This window comes from Pseudomonas sp. S3_E10 (genome assembly GCF_054667615.1).
Map to the genome: position 1 here is coordinate 3,289,835 of NZ_CP162743.1, position 20,089 is coordinate 3,309,923.

19 protein-coding genes are annotated in these 20,089 nt (G+C 62.6%); 14 read left to right on the top strand and 5 right to left on the bottom strand.

The annotated features are described in order from the left end of the window. Positions 1-187: 187 nt before the first annotated feature. On the top strand, positions 188-1,288 hold the full coding sequence (gene gbcB, locus AB4N98_RS14965; RefSeq protein WP_135196582.1) for a glycine-betaine demethylase subunit GbcB: 1,101 nt from the start codon (positions 188-190) through the stop codon (positions 1,286-1,288). Positions 1,289-1,358: 70 nt separating this feature from the next. Here the strand turns inward: gbcB and AB4N98_RS14970 are convergent, their stop codons facing one another. After that, positions 1,359-2,399, bottom strand: coding sequence for a threonine aldolase family protein (locus AB4N98_RS14970; RefSeq protein WP_017530744.1), 1,041 nt, complete (start codon positions 2,397-2,399; stop codon positions 1,359-1,361). Positions 2,400-2,489: 90 nt separating this feature from the next. Between AB4N98_RS14970 and AB4N98_RS14975 the strand changes: the two genes are divergently transcribed. The 9 genes from AB4N98_RS14975 (at position 2,490) to AB4N98_RS15015 (ending at position 12,914) form a co-directional block, all read left to right on the top strand. Continuing rightward, a complete protein-coding gene (locus AB4N98_RS14975; RefSeq protein WP_065879356.1) occupies positions 2,490-3,218 on the top strand; it encodes a TraX family protein in 729 nt (242 codons plus the stop codon). Positions 3,219-3,388: 170 nt separating this feature from the next. Then, positions 3,389-4,642 carry a serine hydroxymethyltransferase gene (gene glyA / locus AB4N98_RS14980; RefSeq protein WP_065879357.1) on the top strand — a complete coding sequence of 418 codons (1,254 nt, stop codon included), beginning with the start codon at positions 3,389-3,391 and terminating at the stop codon, positions 4,640-4,642. A 22-nt stretch (positions 4,643-4,664) separates the two neighbouring features. After that, positions 4,665-5,915, top strand: a complete 1,251-nt coding sequence (locus AB4N98_RS14985) for a sarcosine oxidase subunit beta (RefSeq protein ID WP_010207084.1) — start codon at positions 4,665-4,667, stop codon at positions 5,913-5,915. Positions 5,916-5,930: 15 nt separating this feature from the next. Further along, positions 5,931-6,233, top strand: coding sequence for a sarcosine oxidase subunit delta (locus AB4N98_RS14990; RefSeq protein ID WP_017530747.1), 303 nt, complete (start codon positions 5,931-5,933; stop codon positions 6,231-6,233). Beyond that, positions 6,230-9,247 carry a sarcosine oxidase subunit alpha gene (locus AB4N98_RS14995; protein ID WP_017530748.1) on the top strand — a complete coding sequence of 1,006 codons (3,018 nt, stop codon included), beginning with the start codon at positions 6,230-6,232 and terminating at the stop codon, positions 9,245-9,247. The genes AB4N98_RS14990 and AB4N98_RS14995 overlap by 4 nt, the downstream gene beginning before the upstream one ends. 78 nt (positions 9,248-9,325) lie before the next feature. After that, positions 9,326-9,958, top strand: coding sequence for a sarcosine oxidase subunit gamma (locus tag AB4N98_RS15000; RefSeq protein WP_065879358.1), 633 nt, complete (start codon positions 9,326-9,328; stop codon positions 9,956-9,958). Between the two features lie 10 nt (positions 9,959-9,968). Further along, positions 9,969-10,826 carry a formyltetrahydrofolate deformylase gene (gene purU / locus AB4N98_RS15005; protein ID WP_005792124.1) on the top strand — a complete coding sequence of 286 codons (858 nt, stop codon included), beginning with the start codon at positions 9,969-9,971 and terminating at the stop codon, positions 10,824-10,826. A 131-nt stretch (positions 10,827-10,957) separates the two neighbouring features. After that, a complete protein-coding gene (gene fdhA / locus AB4N98_RS15010) occupies positions 10,958-12,157 on the top strand; it encodes a formaldehyde dehydrogenase, glutathione-independent (RefSeq protein WP_068935670.1) in 1,200 nt (399 codons plus the stop codon). 184 nt (positions 12,158-12,341) lie between these two features. Further along, positions 12,342-12,914 carry a DUF2780 domain-containing protein gene (locus tag AB4N98_RS15015; RefSeq protein ID WP_065879359.1) on the top strand — a complete coding sequence of 191 codons (573 nt, stop codon included), beginning with the start codon at positions 12,342-12,344 and terminating at the stop codon, positions 12,912-12,914. Here AB4N98_RS15015 and AB4N98_RS15020 read toward each other — a convergent pair. After that, positions 12,911-13,798, bottom strand: coding sequence for an acyltransferase (locus AB4N98_RS15020; RefSeq protein ID WP_065879360.1), 888 nt, complete (start codon positions 13,796-13,798; stop codon positions 12,911-12,913). The genes AB4N98_RS15015 and AB4N98_RS15020 overlap by 4 nt on opposite strands. Before the next feature lie 173 nt (positions 13,799-13,971). On the opposite strand from AB4N98_RS15020, the gene rloA2 reads away from it, so the two are divergent. The 4 genes from rloA2 to creD are packed head-to-tail and all read left to right on the top strand — an operon-like array spanning position 13,972 to position 18,014. Further along, the gene (gene rloA2, locus AB4N98_RS15025; RefSeq protein WP_017530753.1) at positions 13,972-14,472 is read left to right on the top strand and encodes a retropepsin-like aspartic peptidase RloA2; all 501 of its coding nucleotides are present in this window, start codon (positions 13,972-13,974) and stop codon (positions 14,470-14,472) included. A gap of 9 nt (positions 14,473-14,481) precedes the next feature. Continuing rightward, positions 14,482-15,150 (top strand): two-component system response regulator CreB, encoded by a 669-nt coding sequence (gene creB / locus AB4N98_RS15030; RefSeq protein ID WP_017530754.1) that lies wholly within the window; start codon positions 14,482-14,484, stop codon positions 15,148-15,150. Continuing rightward, positions 15,150-16,589 (top strand): two-component system sensor histidine kinase CreC, encoded by a 1,440-nt coding sequence (creC, locus tag AB4N98_RS15035; RefSeq protein WP_017530755.1) that lies wholly within the window; start codon positions 15,150-15,152, stop codon positions 16,587-16,589. Before creB ends, creC begins: the two co-directional genes overlap by 1 nt. Before the next feature lie 51 nt (positions 16,590-16,640). Beyond that, positions 16,641-18,014 carry a cell envelope integrity protein CreD gene (creD, locus tag AB4N98_RS15040; RefSeq protein WP_017530756.1) on the top strand — a complete coding sequence of 458 codons (1,374 nt, stop codon included), beginning with the start codon at positions 16,641-16,643 and terminating at the stop codon, positions 18,012-18,014. A gap of 118 nt (positions 18,015-18,132) precedes the next feature. Here creD and AB4N98_RS15045 read toward each other — a convergent pair whose 3' ends face one another. From AB4N98_RS15045 to AB4N98_RS15055, 3 genes are read right to left on the bottom strand one after another with little or no spacing between them, the layout of a single operon-like run. Then, positions 18,133-18,762 carry a glutathione S-transferase family protein gene (locus tag AB4N98_RS15045; protein ID WP_017530757.1) on the bottom strand — a complete coding sequence of 210 codons (630 nt, stop codon included), beginning with the start codon at positions 18,760-18,762 and terminating at the stop codon, positions 18,133-18,135. Positions 18,763-18,792: 30 nt separating this feature from the next. Then, positions 18,793-18,981, bottom strand: coding sequence for a hypothetical protein (locus AB4N98_RS15050; RefSeq protein ID WP_065879361.1), 189 nt, complete (start codon positions 18,979-18,981; stop codon positions 18,793-18,795). Next, positions 18,978-20,081, bottom strand: a complete 1,104-nt coding sequence (locus AB4N98_RS15055) for a PepSY-associated TM helix domain-containing protein (RefSeq protein WP_068935664.1) — start codon at positions 20,079-20,081, stop codon at positions 18,978-18,980. Before AB4N98_RS15055 ends, AB4N98_RS15050 begins: the two co-directional genes overlap by 4 nt. Between the last annotated feature and the right edge of the window lie 8 nt (positions 20,082-20,089).

Genomic DNA, 20,089 nt, shown 5'->3' on the forward strand with positions numbered 1-20,089 from the left:
GTGGGCCTGCGGTTGCCTCGAACCTTATCCATGGGCGACATGGCCCAATCTGATCCCGACGCGCAAGCCCCGGTAGTTGGGGGCTGGTCGCGATAAGTATGTGAATGTCGCAGATAGGTAAATGGGTGGTTCTCGCGTTACGCAGAATCGCCACCATAAAGCCGAACATCGGCAGTGGAGAATCAGCATGTCCAACAGCTTCCTGAATCCGGTAACCACCCAGACCTGGGCCAATGGTCGGCACATCGTCCGTTGCGTCAAAGTCATCCAGGAAACCTGGGACGTGCGCACCTTTTGCTTTATGGCCGACCAGCCGATCCTGTTCTTTTTCAAGCCGGGGCAATTCGTCACCCTGGAGCTTGAGATCGAAGGCCTGCCGATCATGCGCTCGTACACCATTTCCAGCTCGCCTTCGGTGCCTTACAGCTTCTCGGTGACCATCAAGCGCGTACCCGGCGGCAGGGTTTCCAACTGGCTGCACGACACGCTGCACGAAGGCCAGGAGCTGGCGGTACACGGCCCGGTCGGGCTGTTCAACGCCATCGACTTCCCAAGTCCGAAAGTGTTGTACCTCAGCGGCGGCGTGGGTATCACCCCGGTGATGTCCATGGCGCGTTGGTTCTACGACACCAACGCCAACGTCGACATGACGTTTGTGCACAGCGCCCGCTCGCCCAAAGACATCATCTACCATCGCGAGCTGGAGCATATGGCCTCGCGGATCGACAACTTCAGCCTGCACCTGATCTGTGAAAAGCACGGCCTGGGTGAACCCTGGGCCGGTTATCGCGGTTACCTGAACCACAAGATGCTCGAACTGATGGTGCCGGACTTCCTGGAGCGCGAAGTGTTCTGCTGCGGTCCGACGCCTTACATGAGCGCAGTCAAGCGCCTGTTGGAAGCCGCCGGTTTCGATATGGCGCGCTATCACGAGGAATCCTTCGGCGCCACGCCACCGGAAGCGCGGGCCGATGCGGTGGAGCAAGCCGAACAAGCGGCGGATGCGCCGGAAGTCGACCTGGCGGACCTGCATCAGGTGGAGTTCATTGCGTCGGGCAAGAGCATCCGCGTAGCACCGGGCGAAACCGTGCATGCGGCGGCGGCCAAGCTCGGGTTGATGATCCCCAAGGCCTGCGGCATGGGCATCTGCGGCACCTGCAAGGTGATGAAACTGGGCGGGGAAGTGGAGATGGAGCACAACGGCGGGATCACCGAGGAAGACGAGGCCGAGGGGTACATCCTGTCGTGCTGCAGCGTGCCGAAGGGCGACGTGCGTATCGAGTTCTAACAGCGGGTACCGCCCAATGTGGGAGGGGGCAAGCCCTTCCCACAGGTTGATTTGCGTTCATCCGTGAGGGTCAGGCGCCCATGACTTCGCGAATGTCCGCCGCCAGTTCCCGCACGCGTTCTTCTTCGGTGTCCCACGCACACATGAACCGCGCGCCGCCTTTACCGATGAAGGTATAGAAGCGCCAGCCCTTGGCCGTCAGCGCGGCAATAGCCGGTTCCGAGAGTTGCAGGAACACGCCGTTGGCCTGTACCGGGAACATCAGCTCCACGCCGGGAATGTCCGCCACCAGGCTGCTCAGCAGTTGGGCGCAGTGGTTGGCGTGGCGGGCGTGTTTGAGCCAGGCGTCGTTTTCCAGCAGGCCCACCCATGGGGCCGACAAAAAGCGCATTTTCGAGGCGAGCTGGCCGGCTTGTTTGCAGCGGTAATCGAAGTCTTCGGCCAGCGTGTGGTTGAAGAACAGAATCGCCTCGCCCACGGCCATGCCGTTCTTGGTGCCGCCAAAACACAGCACGTCTACCCCGGCTTTCCAGGTCAGATCGGCCGGTGAGCAGCCGAGGAACGCGCAGGCGTTGGAAAAACGCGCGCCGTCCATGTGCAGGTTCAGGCCCAGTTCTTTGCAGGTGGCGCTGATGGCGCGGATTTCTTCCGGGGTGTAGACGCTGCCGACTTCGGTGGCCTGGGTCAGCGTGACGACGCGCGGCTTGGGGTAGTGGATGTCCTGGCGCTTGAGGGCGATCTCGCGGATCGACTCCGGGGTCAGCTTGCCGTTTTCGGTGCGCGCGGTGAGCAGCTTGGAGCCGTTGGAGAAAAACTCCGGCGCGCCGCATTCGTCGGTTTCGACGTGGGCGGTTTCCGAGCAAATCACGCTATGGTAGCTCTGGCACAAGGATGACAGCGCCAGCGAGTTGGCGGCGGTGCCGTTGAAGGCGAAGAACACTTCGCAGTCGGTTTCGAACAGGTTGCGGAAACCGTCGGCGGCGCGGTGGGTCCACTCATCATCGCCATAGGCGCGTTGATGGCCGTGGTTGGCTTGTTCCATGGCGGCCCAGGCTTCCGGGCAGATGCCCGAATAGTTGTCGCTGGCGAATTGTTGGCTCTTGTCAGTCATGGCCCATTCCTGTGGTCGATATTGGTGCGCACTTTAACCAACATTGGCTGGGGTGCGCACGCGCTGTAAATGCAAAGTCAGTGGGGAATTATGCACGCTACTGCAACGATGCCTGTCGGACGTGTCCGCGACGGCGCTTTGGATCTGCTCAAGTGGCTGGCGCTGGTGTGCATGGTGCTGGACCACCTGCGTTATGTCGGTTTGAGCCTCGATGGCTTGTATGTGCCGGGGCGCCTGGCGTTCCCGTGGTTCTGCCTGGCGATTGCGGCTAACGTGCAGCGGGTGCGAAATACGCCCTTGGCCGGGCACTGGCGCTACCTGGGCTGGTTGCTGTTGTTCAGTGCGCTCAGCGAAGTGCCATACCGGTTGTTTATCGAGGATGCCGATACGTTGAATGTGCTGCCGACTCTGGCGCTGGGTTTGCTGGTTGCCAGAGGATGGCAGCAGAAGGCGCCTGTTGGTCGGGGGTTGGCGCTGATTGCGCTGTTGCTTGCGGGTGTGTTCAGCGCGCAGTTGATGTTCGGTTTATTTGGTGTATTGCTGCCGTTGGCCATGCTGCTGGTGTTCACCCGCCCTTGGTATTTCTGCCTGCTACCGGGCCTGGTGTGCGTGGCCGCCAACCAATGGCAAACCCTGCTCAATAGCGGCACGCCGGTGGCGCTGTTGGGGTTGGTCGCATGTCTGATCGCGCCATGGGTGGGTTTGGTCTTATTGCGACACGCCAAACATGTCGCGCCACCGCCCATGCGCCGCTGGGCGTATGCCGCTTATCCACTGCATTTCCTCCTGCTGCTGCTCGCCCGCCAGATCATCGCCTGACCCCCTCCCACACACGGCCTGTTCCACATTTGTTCTGCGTCGCAGAGGGAATGTCGTAAACGCACCTTTGCGTGGCGTCCGTAGGCATTTGACCTGCCTGCGCCAGCCCTACCATCGCATCAAAGGGCCCTGCACGGGCCTCAACAATACGAAAGGCTGGGAGAGACGCGATGTTCAGCAAGAAAGACCAGATCCAGGGTTATGACGATGCACTGCTGGCGGCGATGAACGCCGAGGAGCAGCGTCAGGAAGATCATATCGAGCTGATCGCGTCAGAGAACTACACCAGCAAGCGTGTGATGGAAGCGCAAGGCAGCGGCCTCACCAACAAATACGCCGAAGGCTACCCGGGCAAGCGCTACTACGGCGGCTGTGAGCACGTGGACAAGGTCGAGGCCCTGGCCATCGAACGCGCCAAGCAGCTGTTCGGCGCCGATTACGCCAACGTGCAGCCGCACTCCGGTTCGTCCGCCAACAGCGCCGTGTACCTGGCGCTGATCAATGCCGGCGACACCATCCTGGGCATGAGCCTGGCCCACGGCGGTCACCTGACCCACGGCGCCAAAGTGTCGTCCTCGGGCAAGCTGTACAACGCGGTGCAATACGGCATCAACACCGATACCGGCCTGATCGACTACGACGAAGTCGAGCGCCTGGCCGTCGAGTGCCAGCCGAAAATGATCGTGGCCGGTTTCTCCGCCTACTCCAAGACCCTGGACTTCCCACGCTTTCGCGCCATCGCCGACAAAGTAGGCGCGTTGCTGTTCGTGGACATGGCCCACGTCGCCGGCCTGGTCGCCGCCGGCCTGTACCCGAACCCGCTGCCGTACGCCGACGTGGTCACCACCACCACCCACAAGACCCTGCGCGGTCCACGGGGCGGCCTGATTTTGGCCAAGGCCAACGAAGCGATTGAAAAGAAACTCAACGCCGCCGTATTCCCCGGCGCCCAGGGCGGCCCGCTGATGCACGTCATCGCCGGCAAGGCCGTGTGCTTCAAGGAAGCGCTGGAGCCAGGCTTCAAGGCCTACCAGCAACAAGTGATCGACAATGCCCAGGCCATGGCGAGCGTGTTTATCAAACGCGGCTACGATGTAGTGTCCGGCGGCACCGATAACCACCTGTTCCTGGTCAGCCTGATCCGTCAGGGCTTGACCGGCAAAGAGGCGGACGCCGCCCTCGGTCGCGCTCACATCACCGTCAACAAGAACGCGGTGCCGAATGACCCGCAGTCGCCGTTCGTGACCTCGGGCCTGCGTATCGGTACCCCGGCGGTGACCACGCGTGGTTTCAAAGTGCCGCAGTGCATCGAACTGGCCGGCTGGATCTGCGACATCCTCGACAACCTCGGCGACGCCGATGTCGAGGCCAACGTGGCCAAGCACGTGTCTGCCCTGTGCGCTGATTTCCCGGTTTATCGCTGAGCGCGGTTTTGGAGTAATGACTATGCAACGCTACTCGGGCTTCGGCCTCTTCAAGCACTCCCTCAGCCATCACGAAAACTGGCAGAAGATGTGGCGCACGCCGACCCCGAAAAAGGTCTACGACGTGGTCATCGTCGGCGGTGGCGGGCATGGTCTGGCGACCGCGTACTACCTGGCCAAAGAGCACGGCATCACCAACGTGGCCGTGGTCGAAAAAGGCTGGTTGGGCGGCGGCAACACCGCGCGCAACACCACCATCGTGCGCTCCAACTACCTGTGGGATGAGTCGGCGCACCTGTACGAACACGCGATGAAACTGTGGGAAGGCCTGTCCCAGGACCTCAACTACAACGTGATGTTCTCCCAGCGTGGCGTGTACAACCTGTGCCACACCTTGCAGGACATCCGCGATTCCGAACGCCGGGTGAGCGCCAACCGCCTCAACGGCGTGGACGGCGAACTGCTCAACGCCAAGCAAGTGGCCGACGAGATCCCGTACCTGGACTGCTCCAAGAACACCCGCTACCCGGTGCTCGGCGCCACCGTGCAACGGCGCGGCGGCGTGGCCCGTCACGATGCCGTGGCCTGGGGCTTTGCCCGCGCCGCTGACGCGCTCGGCGTGGACTTGATCCAGCAGACCGAAGTGATCGGGTTCCGTAAGGAAAACGGCGTGTGCATCGGTGTGGAAACCAACAAGGGTTTTATCGGCGCCAAGCGCGTCGGCGTGGTCACCGCCGGTAACTCCGGGCACATGGCCTCGCTGGCGGGCTTTCGCCTGCCGATCGAATCCCACCCGCTGCAAGCGTTGGTGTCGGAGCCGATCAAGCCGATCATCGACAGCGTGATCATGTCCAACGCCGTGCACGGTTACATCAGCCAGTCCGACAAGGGCGACCTGGTGATCGGCGCCGGTATCGACGGCTACAACGGCTACGGCCAGCGTGGTTCGTACCCGGTGATCGAGCACACCATCCAGGCTATCGTCGAGATGTTCCCGGTGCTGTCGCGGGTGCGCATGAACCGCCAGTGGGGCGGCATCGTCGACACCACGCCGGACGCCTGCCCGATCATCTCCAAGACCCCGGTGCCGAACATGTTCTTCAACTGCGGTTGGGGCACCGGTGGCTTCAAGGCCACCCCAGGCTCAGGCAACGTGTTTGCCGCCAGCCTGGCCAAGGGTGAAATGCACCCATTGGCCGCACCTTTTTCCATCGACCGTTTCCACAACGGTGCGCTGATCGACGAACACGGCGCTGCGGCCGTCGCCCACTAACAGGAGAAATCCCCTATGTTGCATATCTTCTGTCCTCACTGTGGCGAACTGCGCTCCGAAGAGGAATTCCACGCCGCCGGCCAAGCGCACATCCCGCGCCCGCTGGACCCGAATGCCTGCACCGACGAGCAGTGGGGCGACTACATGTTCTTTCGCGATAACCCGCGTGGCCTGCACCACGAGCTGTGGATTCACGCCGCCGGCTGCCGTCAGTATTTCAACGCCACCCGCGACACCCTGACCTACGAAATTCTTGAAACCTACAAGATCGGTGAGAAGCCTCAGTTCACCGCCAAGGCCTCTGGAGAGAAGGTATGAGCCAGATCAATCGCCTGTCCAACGGTGGCCGGATCGACCGTAATAAAGTCCTGACCTTCAGCTTCAACGGCCAGAGCTACAAAGGCTTTGAAGGCGACACCCTGGCCGCAGCCCTGCTGGCCAACGGCGTCGACATCATCGGCCGCAGCTTCAAGTACTCGCGCCCACGCGGTATCTTCGCCGCCGGCGCCGAGGAGCCGAACGCGGTGCTGCAGATCGGCGCCACCGAAGCCACGCAAATCCCTAACGTGCGCGCCACGCAACAGGCGCTGTACCAGGGCCTCGTCGCCACCAGCACCAACGGCTGGCCGAGCGTCAACAACGACATGATGGGGATTCTCGGCAAGGTCGGCGGCAAGCTGATGCCGCCGGGTTTCTACTACAAAACCTTTATGTACCCGCAATCGTTCTGGATGACTTACGAGAAGTACATCCGCAAGGCGGCGGGCCTGGGCCGTTCGCCCACCGAGAACGACCCGGACACCTACGATAACTTCAACCGTCACTGCGACGTGCTGGTCGTGGGCGCAGGCCCTGCGGGTTTGGCGGCTGCACTGGCGGCTGCACGCAGCGGTGCCCGTGTGATCATCGCCGATGAGCAGGAAGAGTTCGGCGGTTCCTTGCTCGATTCTCGCGAAAGCCTCGATGGCAAACCGGCCACCGAGTGGGTAGCCAGCGTTATCGCTGAACTCAAAGCCCTGCCGGACGTGGTGCTGTTGCCCCGCGCCACCGTCAACGGCTACCACGACCATAACTTCCTGACCATTCACGAGCGCCTCACCGACCACCTCGGTGATCGCGCGCCGATCGGCGTAGTGCGTCAGCGTATCCACCGTGTACGTGCCAAGCGTGTGGTGCTGGCCACCGGTGCGTGCGAGCGTCCGCTGGTGTACGGCAACAACGACGTGCCGGGCAACATGCTGGCCGGCGCGGTTTCCACCTACGTGCGTCGCTATGGCGTGGCGCCGGGTAAAAAACTGGTGCTGTCGACCAACAACGACCACGCCTACCGCGTTGCGCTGGACTGGCTGGATGCCGGCCTGCAGGTGGTGGCGGTGGCGGATGTGCGCCACAACCCACGCGGCGCGCTGGTGGAAGAAGCCCGCGCCAAAGGCATTCGGATCCTCACCGGCAGCGCTGTGGTCGAGGCTCGTGGCACCAAGCGTGTGAGCGCTGCGCGTGTCGCCGCGATTGACGTCAAGGCACACAAAGTCACCAGCCCCGGCGAGTGGCTGGACTGCGACCTGGTCGCCAGCTCCGGCGGCTACAGCCCGGTGGTCCACTTGGCTTCGCACTTGGGTGGCAAGCCGACCTGGCGTGAAGACATCCTCGGCTTTGTACCCGGTGAAGCCCCGCAAAAACGCGTGTGCGTGGGCGGCATCAATGGCGTCTACGGCCTCGGCGATTCCCTGGCCGACGGTTTTGAAGGCGGCGTGCGCGCCGCCAGCGAAGCCGGTTTTGCCCCGGTCGAAGGGACCCTGCCAAAGGCCCTGAGCCGGCTGGAAGAGCCGACCCTGGCGATTTACCAGGTGCCGCACGACAAGCCGACCGCACGTGCGCCCAAGCAATTCGTCGACCTGCAAAACGACGTCACCGCGGCCGCCATCGAACTGGCGACCCGCGAAGGTTTCGAGTCGGTCGAGCACGTCAAACGCTACACCGCGTTGGGCTTCGGCACCGACCAGGGCAAGTTGGGTAACGTCAACGGCCTGGCGATTGCTGCACGTTCGCTGAACGTGACCATCCCGCAGATGGGCACCACCATGTTCCGTCCCAACTACACGCCGGTAACCTTCGGCGCGGTGGCGGGCCGTCACTGTGGGCACATCTTCGAACCGGTGCGCTACACCGCGCTGCAAGCCTGGCACGTGAAGAACGGCGCCGAGTTTGAAGACGTCGGCCAGTGGAAACGCCCGTGGTACTTCCCACGTAACGGTGAAGACCTGCACGCCGCCGTGAAACGCGAATGCCTGGCGGTGCGCGACAGCGTCGGCCTGCTGGACGCGTCCACCCTCGGCAAGATCGACATTCAAGGCCCGGATGCCCGCGAGTTCCTCAACCGCATCTACACCAACGCCTGGACCAAGCTCGATGTGGGCAAGGCGCGCTACGGCCTGATGTGCAAGGAAGACGGCATGGTCTTCGACGACGGTGTGACCGCCTGCCTGGCCGATAACCACTTCCTGATGACCACCACCACCGGCGGCGCGGCGCGCGTTCTGCAGTGGCTGGAAATCTACCAACAGACCGAATGGCCGGACCTGAAGGTGTACTTCACCTCGGTCACCGATCACTGGGCCACCATGACGTTGTCCGGCCCCAACAGCCGCAAGCTGCTCAGTGAAGTGACTGATATCGACCTGGACAAGGACGGCTTCCCGTTCATGACCTGGAAGGAAGGCCTGGTGGGCGGTGTACCGGCACGGGTGTTCCGTATCTCGTTTACCGGTGAGCTGTCGTATGAAGTGAACGTGCAGGCCGACTACGCCATGGGCGTGCTGGAAAAAATCGTCGAGGCCGGCAAGAAATACAACCTGACCCCGTACGGCACCGAAACCATGCACGTGCTGCGGGCCGAGAAGGGCTTCATCATCGTCGGCCAGGACACCGACGGCTCGATGACCCCGGACGACCTGAACATGGGCTGGTGCGTAGGCCGTACCAAGCCGTTCTCGTGGATCGGCTGGCGCGGGATGAACCGTGAAGACTGCGTGCGCGAAGAGCGTAAGCAGTTGGTGGGGCTCAAGCCGATCGACCCGAACGTGTGGCTGCCGGAAGGCGCGCAGTTGGTGTTCGATCCGAAGCAGACGATCCCGATGAAGATGGTGGGTCACGTTACCTCAAGCTATGCGCATAACTCCCTGGGCTACTCGTTTGCCATGGGTGTGGTCAAGGGCGGCTTGAAGCGCATCGGTGAGCGGGTGTTCTCGCCCCAGGCGGATGGCAGCGTGATCGAGGCGGAGATTGTGTCTTCGGTGTTCTTTGACCCGAAAGGCGATCGCCAGAACATCTGATAGACCGAGTTGCCTGCATCGGGGGCTTGCCCCCGATGAGGCCATCAGCCTCAAAACAGAATTCAAAACAGGTGCTTTATGACAGCAGCCAATGTTTACCAACAACGCCCCACCTCCGGCGCCAAGGCCGAGTCGTCGCTGCACCATGCCGACCTCGCCAGCCTGGTCGGCAAGGGCCGCAAGAACGCCGGCGTAACGGTGCGTGAAAAGAAACTCCTGGGTCACCTGACCCTTCGTGGCGATGGCCATGACGCCGCGTTCGCCGCTGGCGTACACAAGGCCCTGGGCATCGAACTGCCCGGCGCACTGAGCGTCATCGTCAAAGGCGACACCAGCCTGCAATGGCTTGGCCCTGACGAGTGGCTGTTGATCGTGCCGAGCGGTGAAGAGTTCGCCGCCGAGCAAAACCTGCGTGCCGCCCTGGGTGACTTGCATATCCAGATCGTCAACGTCAGTGGCGGCCAGCAGATCCTTGAACTCATCGGCCCGAACGTGCGCGATGTGCTGATGAAGTCCACCAGCTACGACGTGCACCCCAACAACTTCCCGGTGGGCAAGGCGGTGGGCACGGTGTTCGCCAAGTCGCAACTGGTGATCCGTCACACCGCTGAAGACACCTGGGAACTGCTGATTCGTCGCAGCTTCTCGGACTACTGGTGGTTGTGGCTGCAAGACGCCTCGGCCGAATTTGGCCTGAGCGTTCAAGCCTGAGGAATCGCCGATGAGCCGCGCACCCGATACATGGATTTTGACCGCCGACTGCCCCAGCGTGCTCGGTACGGTGGACGCGGTTACCCGCTACCTGTTCGAGCAGGGTTGCTATGTGACCGAACACCACTCGTTCGATGACCGCCTCTCTGGCCGGTTTTTTATTCGGGTGGAATTCCGTCAGCCCGACGGCTTCGACGAGCAGGCGTTCCGCGATGGCCTGGCCACGCGCGGCGAAGCCTTTGGCATGATCTTCGAGCTGACGGCGCCGAACTACCGGCCAAAAGTGGTGATCATGGTCTCCAAGGCCGATCACTGCCTGAATGACCTGCTGTACCGTCAGCGCATCGGCCAGCTATCGATGGACGTGGTCGCGGTGGTGTCCAACCACCCCGATCTCAAACCTTTGGCCGACTGGCACCAGATTCCCTACTACCATTTCCCCCTCGACCCTAACGACAAACCGTCCCAGGAGCGTCAAGTGTGGCAAGTGGTGGAAGACACCGGCGCGGAACTGGTGATCCTTGCGCGTTACATGCAAGTGCTGTCGCCAGAGCTATGCCGAAAGCTCGATGGCAAGGCCATCAACATCCACCACTCGTTGCTACCGGGGTTCAAGGGCGCCAAGCCGTACCACCAGGCATACAACAAGGGCGTGAAACTGGTGGGCGCCACCGCGCATTACATCAACAACGATCTGGACGAAGGCCCGATCATCGCCCAGGGCGTGGAGGTGGTGGACCACAGCCACTATCCCGAGGATCTGATTGCCAAGGGGCGGGACATCGAAGGGCTGACATTGGCGCGGGCGGTGGGGTATCACATTGAGCGGCGGGTGTTTCTGAACGCCAATCGCACGGTGGTGCTCTGACTGACGCCATCGGGAGCAAGCCCCCGATGAGGCCCTTACAAACAACACAAGCAACAGCATCTGTACCCGAGCACTTAACGCGCTGCCCCAAGGGCAACGCAGTTCCATAAAAACAACAGCGAGGTGAAAGCATGTCTGGTAATCGTGGTGTCGTGTATCTCGGCAACGGCAAGGTCGAAGTACAGAAAATCGACTATCCCAAAATGCAGGACCCCCGTGGCAGGAAGATTGAGCACGGCGTCATCCTGCGCGTGGTCTCCACCAACATCTGCGGCTCCGACCAACACATGGTGCGCGGCCGCACCACCGCCCAGACCGGCCTGGTGCTCGGTCACGAGATCACCGGTGAAGTGATCGAGAAGGGCAGCGACGTCGAAAACCTGAAAATCGGCGACCTGGTTTCGGTACCCTTCAACGTGGCGTGCGGCCGCTGCCGTTCGTGCAAAGAGCAACACACCGGCGTGTGCCTCACCGTTAACCCGGCACGTGCCGGCGGTGCCTACGGCTACGTCGACATGGGTGACTGGACCGGCGGCCAGGCCGAATACGTGCTGGTGCCGTACGCCGACTTCAACCTGCTGAAACTGCCGGATCGCGACAAGGCCATGGAGAAAATCCGTGACCTGACCTGCCTCTCCGACATTCTCCCCACCGGCTACCACGGCGCCGTCACTGCCGGCGTTGGCCCAGGCAGCACCGTGTACATCGCCGGTGCCGGCCCGGTCGGCCTGGCCGCTGCCGCTTCCGCCCGCCTGCTCGGCGCGGCGGTGGTGATCGTGGGTGACGTCAACTCCATCCGCCTGGCCCACGCCAAGGCCCAGGGCTTTGAAGTGGTCGACCTGTCCACCGATACCCCGCTGCACGAACAGATCGCCGCACTGCTCGGCGAGCCGGAAGTGGACTGCGCCGTCGACTGCGTAGGTTTTGAAGCGCGCGGCCACGGCCACGATGGCGTCAAGGCCGAAGCCCCGGCCACCGTGCTCAACTCATTGATGGGCGTGGTACGCGTGGCCGGCAAGATCGGTATCCCTGGCCTGTACGTCACCGAAGACCCAGGCGCTGTCGACGCTGCCGCCAAAATGGGCAGCCTGAGCATCCGCTTCGGCCTGGGCTGGGCCAAATCCCACAGCTTCCACACCGGGCAGACGCCAGTGATGAAGTACAACCGCCAACTGATGCAGGCGATCATGTGGGACCGCATCAACATTGCCGAAATCGTCGGCGTGCAGGTGATCAGCCTGGATGACGCGCCACGGGGCTATGGCGAGTTCGATGCGGGCGTGCCGAAGAAGTTTGTGATTGATCCGCATAGGTTGTTCAGTGCGGCGTAACGCGGCGGAAAAATGAAAAGGGCGGCCTACGGGTCGCCCTTTTTTGTGTCTGCCGCTTAGCCTGCAACCGCTGAGCTATACGCCCCCTCCCACATGGATTTTGTGGTGCCTGGAGAGGCCCGGAACAATGTGTCGGATACCCAGTCCAACGCCTGCTTTCGCCCTATATCCAGAGGTTGTCCCCATGAAGATTTCACGCGGTTTCGCCCTTTCCTGCCTGCTGGCCATGGCCGCCGGCCCGGTGTTCGCCGCAGGCTTCAGCCTTGGCGATGCGGCGAACGCCATTGCCGGCATGCAGGGCGGGAACAATAAAGCCGCTGCCGCTGCGCCGTCGTCCGAGACGGCCGACCTGTTGACCGCGTTGACCTCGCAATTGAATGTCACCCCCGAGCAAGCCATCGGCGGCACGGGCGCGATGCTGGGGTTGGCCAAGAACCAACTGGGCGGTAATGACTACTCGCAACTGGCCAAGAGCGTGCCCGGGCTGGACAAGCTGTCCGGCGACAATGCACTGGGCAGCCTCGGCGCCTTGAGCGGCTTGCTCGGCCAGACCGGTGGCAGCAAGACCAGCGGCCTGGATGGCCTGCTGGGTAACGTGAAAGACACCAACGACCTGAACACCGCGTTCAGCGCCCTGGGTATGGACGGCGGCATGATCAGCCAGTTTGCACCCGTGATCCTGAGCTACCTGGGCAGCCAGGGCACCAGCAGCTCAGTGTTGGGCAAGTTGGCCCAGGCCTGGGGCACCGGCAGCTAAATACACTCCGCGCGCGACGCTTGGATGCGTGCATCCTTCTCCTGCCAGAGCTGGTTGACCCAGTTCTGGACGGTCTGGCGAAACGCCGGATCATTTTCGTAGTCCCCTTGCCACAATGCCGGGTCAAGCTCGCGGGTGCGGATATCGATGATCACCTTCGGCACCGCGCCGCTGATCAAGTCCCAGAAACCCGGAATTTTCTGCTGCGGATACACCACGGTGACGTCGAGGATCGCATCCAGCTGTTCACCCATCGCCGCCAGCACAAACGCCACGCCGCCCGCCTTGGGCTTGAGCAACCGCGTGAATGGCGAACCCTGCTGTTTGCGCTTGGCCTCGCTGAACCGTGTGCCTTCCAGGTAATTGACCACTGTGACCGGTTGGCGCTTGAACAGCTCGCAGGCCGCTTTGGTGATCTTCAGGTCCTGCCCGGCCAGCTCCGGGTATTTGGCCAGGAACGCCTTGGTGTAGCGCTTCATGAAGGGGTAGTCCAGCGCCCACCAGGCCAGGCCCAGGAAGGGTACCCAGATCAGCTCTTTTTTCAGGAAGAATTTGAAGAACGGCGTGCGTCGGTTCAGCGCCTGGATCAGTGCCGGGATATCCACCCAGGACTGGTGGTTGCTGATCACCAGGTAGCTGGTGTCGCCACGCAGGTTCTCGCCGCCGCGAATATCCCATTGGGTCGGGATGCACATCGCGAAGATCGCCTTGTCGATCTCGGCCCAGGTTTCGGCGATCCACATCACCGCCCATGACATGTAGTCGCGAGAGCGACCCGGTGCCACCAGCTTGAGCAGGGCGAACACCATCAAGGGGCCGATCAGGATCAGCGTATTGAGTAACAGCAGCAGTGTGACCAGACAGCCGGTGAGCAGGCGGCGCATAAGCAACTCTTGGAAGGGTGTGGGCGGGCCATGATAAGAGAGCCGGGCCCGCAGGCCAAATTGCAAACCGACGGACGAATATTTCACCCGGTGCCCGTTATGCTCGGGCCAGCTAACTAAGTGCTGCCTTTGCGGTCTAGAATCCGTCTACTTCTTTCCGAGGACATCCCTTCGTGAAACTGCTATTTGCCTCGCTCGTCCTGGTTGCCCTGCCCGTCATGGCCGCCGAGCCGACCCTCTACGGTCGCTACGAATACATCCAGTTGCCGGAGATCGGCGAAACCTTCAAGGCCAAGATGGACACCGGCGCGCTGACCGCCTCGCTGTCGGCCCGTGACATCGAAACCTTCACCCGTGATGGCGATGACTGGGTGCGCTTCCGTCTCGGTGGCAAGGACGCGTCCAACAAGGTCTACGAACACAAGGTGTCGCGCATCAGCAAGATCAAGAGCCGCGCCGACGAAGACGACGACAAGGACGAGGCCAGTGTGACCAAGCGCCCGGTGGTCGACCTGGAAATGTGCCTGGGCAACGTCAAGCGCACCGTCGAGGTCAACCTCACCGACCGCAGCAGCTTCAACTACCCGCTGCTGATCGGCGCCAAGGCCCTGCGTGAATTCGGCGCTGCGGTAAACCCGGCTCGTCGGTACACTGCCGACAAACCGGACTGCTGACGGACCAAAATGCCCCACATCCTGATTGTCGAAGACGAAGCGGCGATAGCCGACACGCTGATATTCGCCCTGCAAGGCGAGGGCTTCACCACCACCTGGCTGAGCCTTGGCCAGGCGGCGTTGGAGCATCAGCGCCAGGCCCCGGCCGACCTGATCATCCTCGACATCGGCCTGCCCGACATCAGCGGTTTTGAAACCTGCAAGCAATTGCGCCGCTTCAGTGAAGTGCCGGTGATGTTCCTCAGCGCCCGGGACGGCGAGATCGACCGCGTGGTGGGGCTGGAGATCGGCGCCGACGATTATGTGGTCAAGCCGTTCAGCCCACGGGAAGTGGCGGCGCGGGTGCGGGCGATCCTCAAGCGGGTCGGCCCCGGTGCCGCGCCGGCGCTGTTCCAGGTCGACCTGGAACGCATGCAGATCCACTATCGCGGCCAGCCCCTGAACCTGACCCGTCACGAATTCCGCCTGCTGCAAAGCCTGCTGGACCAACCCGAGCGGGTCTTCAGCCGCGAGCAATTGCTGGACGCGGTGGGCGTGCCGGCCGATGCCGGTTACGAGCGCAATATCGACAGCCATATCAAAAGCCTGCGCAGCAAACTGCGGGCCGTGGCGGCGCAGGCTGAGCCGATCCAGACCCATCGCGGCCTCGGCTACAGCTATAGCCCGAGCAACAGCTAATGCGCCTGGGGCTGCGGATTTTCCTGGTGTACGCGCTGTTTATCGGCCTCACCGGTTACTTCGTGCTCAGCACGGTGATGCAGGAGATCCGCCCTGGCGTGCGCCAGTCCACCGAAGAAACCCTGGTGGACACCGCCAACCTGCTGGCCGAGATCCTGCGCGAAGACGTGAAGAACCGCACCCTTGGCCAAAGCCACTGGCCGCAGGTGCTCAAGGCCTACGGCAATCGTCAGCCGGGCGCGACCATCTGGGGCCTGCCGAAAAACCAGGTCAATCACCGTATCTACGTGACCGACGCCAAGGGCACGGTGTTGCTCGACTCCAGCGGCGACGCGGTGGGCCAGGACTACTCCAAATGGAACGACGTGTACCTGACCCTGCGCGGCGAATACGGTGCGCGCTCCACCCGCAGCAACGCAGATGACGCCACGTCGTCGGTGATGCACGTGGGCGCGCCGATCCGCGACAACGGCCATATCATCGGCGTGGTCACCGTGGCCAAGCCCAACAGCTCGTTGCAACCCTATGTCGACCGCACTGAGCGGCGCCTGCTGTGGTACGGCGCCGGGTTGGTGATCCTGGGTTTGCTGTTGGGCGCGTTGTTGTCGTGGTGGCTGAGCGTGGCCTTGCGACGCCTGACCGCCTACGCCGAAGCGGTCAGCGAGGGGCGACGGGCCGAGTTGCCGCATTATCGCGGCGGTGAGTTGAAGCAGTTATCCACGGCGGTGGAGCACATGCGCACGCAACTGGAGGGCAAGGCCTACGTCGAACATTACGTGCACACCCTGACCCACGAGCTGAAAAGCCCATTGGCCGCGATCCGTGGCGCGGCGGAACTGCTGCAGGGCGATATGAGCCGCGAGCAGCAGCAGCGCTTTGTCGGCAATATCGACAGTGAGAGTGCGCGCCTGCAACAGTTGATCGAGCGCCTGCTGAACCTGGCGCAGGTGGAGCAGCGCCAGGGGTTGGAAGAGCAGTCGAGCATCGCGCTGGGTGCCTTGGTCGACGCGGTGCTCAAGGCTCAATGCGCACGAATCGAAGGGGCTGGGCTGCGTGTGGAGCAGGCGATTGCGGCTGACGTGAAGGTGTTCGGCGAACCCTTCCTGCTGCGCCAGGCCCTGGGCAACCTGCTGGAAAACGCCCTGGACTTCACACCGCCCGGCGGTCTGTTGAAGTTCAGTGCGCAGACGCTGCACAACGATGTGCAGGTTAGCCTGTTCAACCAGGCCGCACCGATTCCCGACTATGCATTGCCGCGCCTGAGCGAACGTTTTTATTCGCTGCCACGCCCCGCGAGCGGGCGCAAAAGCACGGGCCTGGGCCTCAATTTTGTCGAAGAGGTGATGAAGCTGCACGGCGGCGCGTTGCAGATCGGCAATGTGCCGGGCGGCGTGCAGGTGGTGCTGCATCTCCACACAGTCTCCACATTGCCCACATAAAACACCCACATGCGCGGCTCACTCTGCCCTCATCAAAACAGGGAGAGACCCATGAACCGCAGCCTGCTTTTCAAACTTGGCGCGATTGCGCTGCTGATCCTGCTGTTGCTGATTCCGTTGCTGATGATCAACGGCATCATCAGCGACCGCCAGCAACTGCGCGACGGCGTATTGATGGACATCGCGCGCAGCTCCAGTTACGCCCAACGTATTACCGGGCCGGTGATGGTGGTGCCGTATCGCAAGACCGTGCGTGAGTGGAAGCTTAATGAAAAGCTCAACAAGCGCTACGAGGTCACCCGTGAAGAGCGCGGCCGCCTGTACTTCCTGCCGGACCGTTTTGAACTCGACGGCAAGGTGCAGACTGAACTGCGCGCACGCGGCATTTACCAGGCGCGGTTGTTTCATGCCGATAACCGCATCGCGGGGCGTTTCGAGCTGCCTGCACAGTTGGGGATCACTGAAAACTTTGCCGACTACCGCTTCGAACCGGCCTTTCTGGCGGTGGGCATCAGCGACATTCGCGGCATTGAAAACTCACTCAACCTTGAGCTTGGCAGCCAGCGCCTGGAGTTCTCGCCGGGCTCTCAAGTGGATTGGCTGGGCGAAGGCGTGCACGTGGCGCTGCCCGAGCTGGACAGTAAAAAACCGGCCGTGGTGGACTTCGCCTTCGACCTGCGCCTGCAAGGCACCGAGCAACTGCAAGTGGTGCCGGTGGGCAAGACCAGCCAGGTGTCACTGGCCTCCAACTGGCCGCACCCCAGCTTTATCGGCAACTTTCTGCCGACACAACGGGCGATCGACGAGAAGGGGTTTACGGCCAACTGGCAGACCTCGTTCTTCTCAACCAACCTCGAACAAGCCCTGCAAACCTGCCTGGACGCACAAGGCTGTGATGACTTCAACAGCCGCAGCTTCGGCGTGAACTTCATCGACCCGGTGGACCAGTACCTCAAGAGCGACCGCGCGATCAAATATGCGCTGCTGTTTATCGCCCTGACCTTTGCCGGCTTCTTCCTGTTCGAAGTGCTCAAGAGCCTGGCGGTACACCCGATTCAATATGCACTGGTGGGGGTGGCCCTGGCGTTTTTCTACCTGTTGCTGTTGTCGTTGTCCGAGCACCTGGGGTTTGCCTTGGCGTACCTGATCTCGGCGAGTGCCTGCGTGTTGCTGATCGGGTTTTACGTGTGCCATGTGCTGCGCAGCGTGACCCGTGGCCTGGGGTTCTCGGCGGGGTTGGCGGCGTTGTATGGCTTGTTGTACGGGCTGTTGAGCGCCGAGGACTATGCGTTGCTGATGGGCTCGCTGTTGCTGTTCGGCCTGCTGGGCACGGTGATGGTGCTGACACGTAAGCTCGATTGGTATGGCGTGGGCAAGCGCAAGGGGGTTGAACCGTTGGCGTTTGATCTGGAGGCAGTGCAATGATCGGGTTGCGCGAGGATCAGCAAGAGGGGGCGCAGTTGGCCGCAAGGATCGTCACCTTCCTCACGACCACCATCGCCCACTCTGGCAAGCCCCCTCTCACATTGGCTGGGCGTGAATGTCAGATCGGCGGCTGGGTCTGCTGCATCGAAGGCCGCTGGCTGACCTCGGCGTACCAGGCGGCAAGCTGTGGGTTGGCCGACCGCCAGGGCATGTCCGGATGGCGAAAATCCAGGTAACCCAAGGCGCAGGCCACGCTGATGGCGGCGATGTCGAAATGGCTGGCCAGTTCGGCAATGGCGTCCTGCTCCAGCTCGGCGAGGGTGCGGTTGATCTTGTTGCGCTGTTCGTCGAGCCACTGGTCCCAGTGTTTTTCCACCGGGCGCAGGGCGGTTTCGTAACGTACCAGCACGGCGGCGTCCATGATGCCGTCGGCCATGGAGGCCAGGGTCAGGCGACGCCAGCGCGCCGAGCCGTCGCGGGGGATCAGCGGGTTGCCGACGTGCTGGTGGTCGAAGTAATCCAGGATCACCCGGCTGTCGTGCAGCACGCTGCCGTCGGCCAGGCGCAGGGCGGGGATCTTGCCCACGGGGTTGCCTTGTATCACCTGGGCATCCGGGGTTACCGGGGTCGGCACGCAGGCGTGCAGGCCCACGCGGTCCTGCTGGCCGGTTTCGAGCAGCAACACGCGGACTTTGCGCACGAACGGTGAAGCGGGGTTGTGGAACAAGGTCATGCTGGGCGCGGACATGGGCATTCCTCTCAATGGGCTGTGGCTAGCCTAGAGGGTTGCGCGCCGCTTGAACAACCCCCAAACGCCTATCACAGCAGGCACGCCCAACCCCACCCAACTGAACGAATCCCACAGCCCATCCCCCAGCAACGCCGCGCACAGCCCGGCGGCGCTGAGCAGGCCAACCCCCAGCGGCAGGCCAAACACCTTCCAGAAGTTCGACTGGCGCGGCTTCATGCCTTGCCCGCCTTGCGCCGCGCGATCCACAGGTAAACGCCACTGCCGAGCACGATGATGGTCAGCACGTCCAGCACCGCCCACAGGATCTTCATCGGCATGCCGCCGTAGTCACCAAAGTGCAGCGGCTGGGACAGGCCCATGGCGTCCATGTACCACGGCCGTTCGGCGATGGCGGTGACAGCCAGGGTGCGGGCATCGATCAGCACCGGGGTGAGCAAATGCGACGTCAGGTGGGTGCCGCCTTTCATGAATACGGCGTAGTGATGCTCGCTGGAAAAGCGCGTGCCGGGGAAGGCAATGAAGTCCGGCTGCATGCCGGGCGCCGCCTTGGCGGCGATGCTCAGCAGGTCGCTGGCGGGTGCGCGTTGGGTCAGTGGCGGGGCGTTTGTGTAGGGCGCGATCATCGCGCTGAGGCTGTCCTGGCGCCAGGCGGCGATGATCAGGTCGGCGCAGGCGCTGATCACGCCGGTCACGCCCACCACCAGCGCCCAGGTCAGCGTGACCACGCCGATCAGGTTATGCAGGTCGAGCCAGCGCAGGCGGGTGGACTTGTCCCGGCGCACGGTGGCGAACTTCAAGCGGCGCATGAACGGCAGGTACAGCACGGTGCCGGAGATCATCGCGAGCACAAACAGAACACCCATGAACGCCAGCCATAACTTGCCCGGCAGCCCGGCAAACATATCCACATGCAAGCGCAGCAGGAACAGCGTGAAGCCGCCGTTGGCCGCCGGCATTGGCACCGACTCGCCGGTGCGCGCATCGAGCATGAAGGTATGGGACGCATTGGGCTCGGTGCCGGCGGTGGCGGCCATGATTGCGATCACGCCGTTCTTGTCATCCTCGTCCCAGGCCAAGTACTGCAGCGCCTCGCCGGGGCGTTGGGCCTGGGCCTTGGCCACCAGTTGCTCAAGGTTGAGCTGCGGCGTATCGGCGGGCATCCGCGCCAGTTCGGGCTCGTTGCCCAGCAGGTGATCGATCTCATGGTGAAACACCAGCGGCAGGCCGGTGAGGGCGAGCAGCAGCAGGAACAGCGTGCAGATCAGGCTGGTCCAGGTGTGGATGAAGGACCAGCGGCGGATGGTTTTGCTTTTCATGTTCTAGC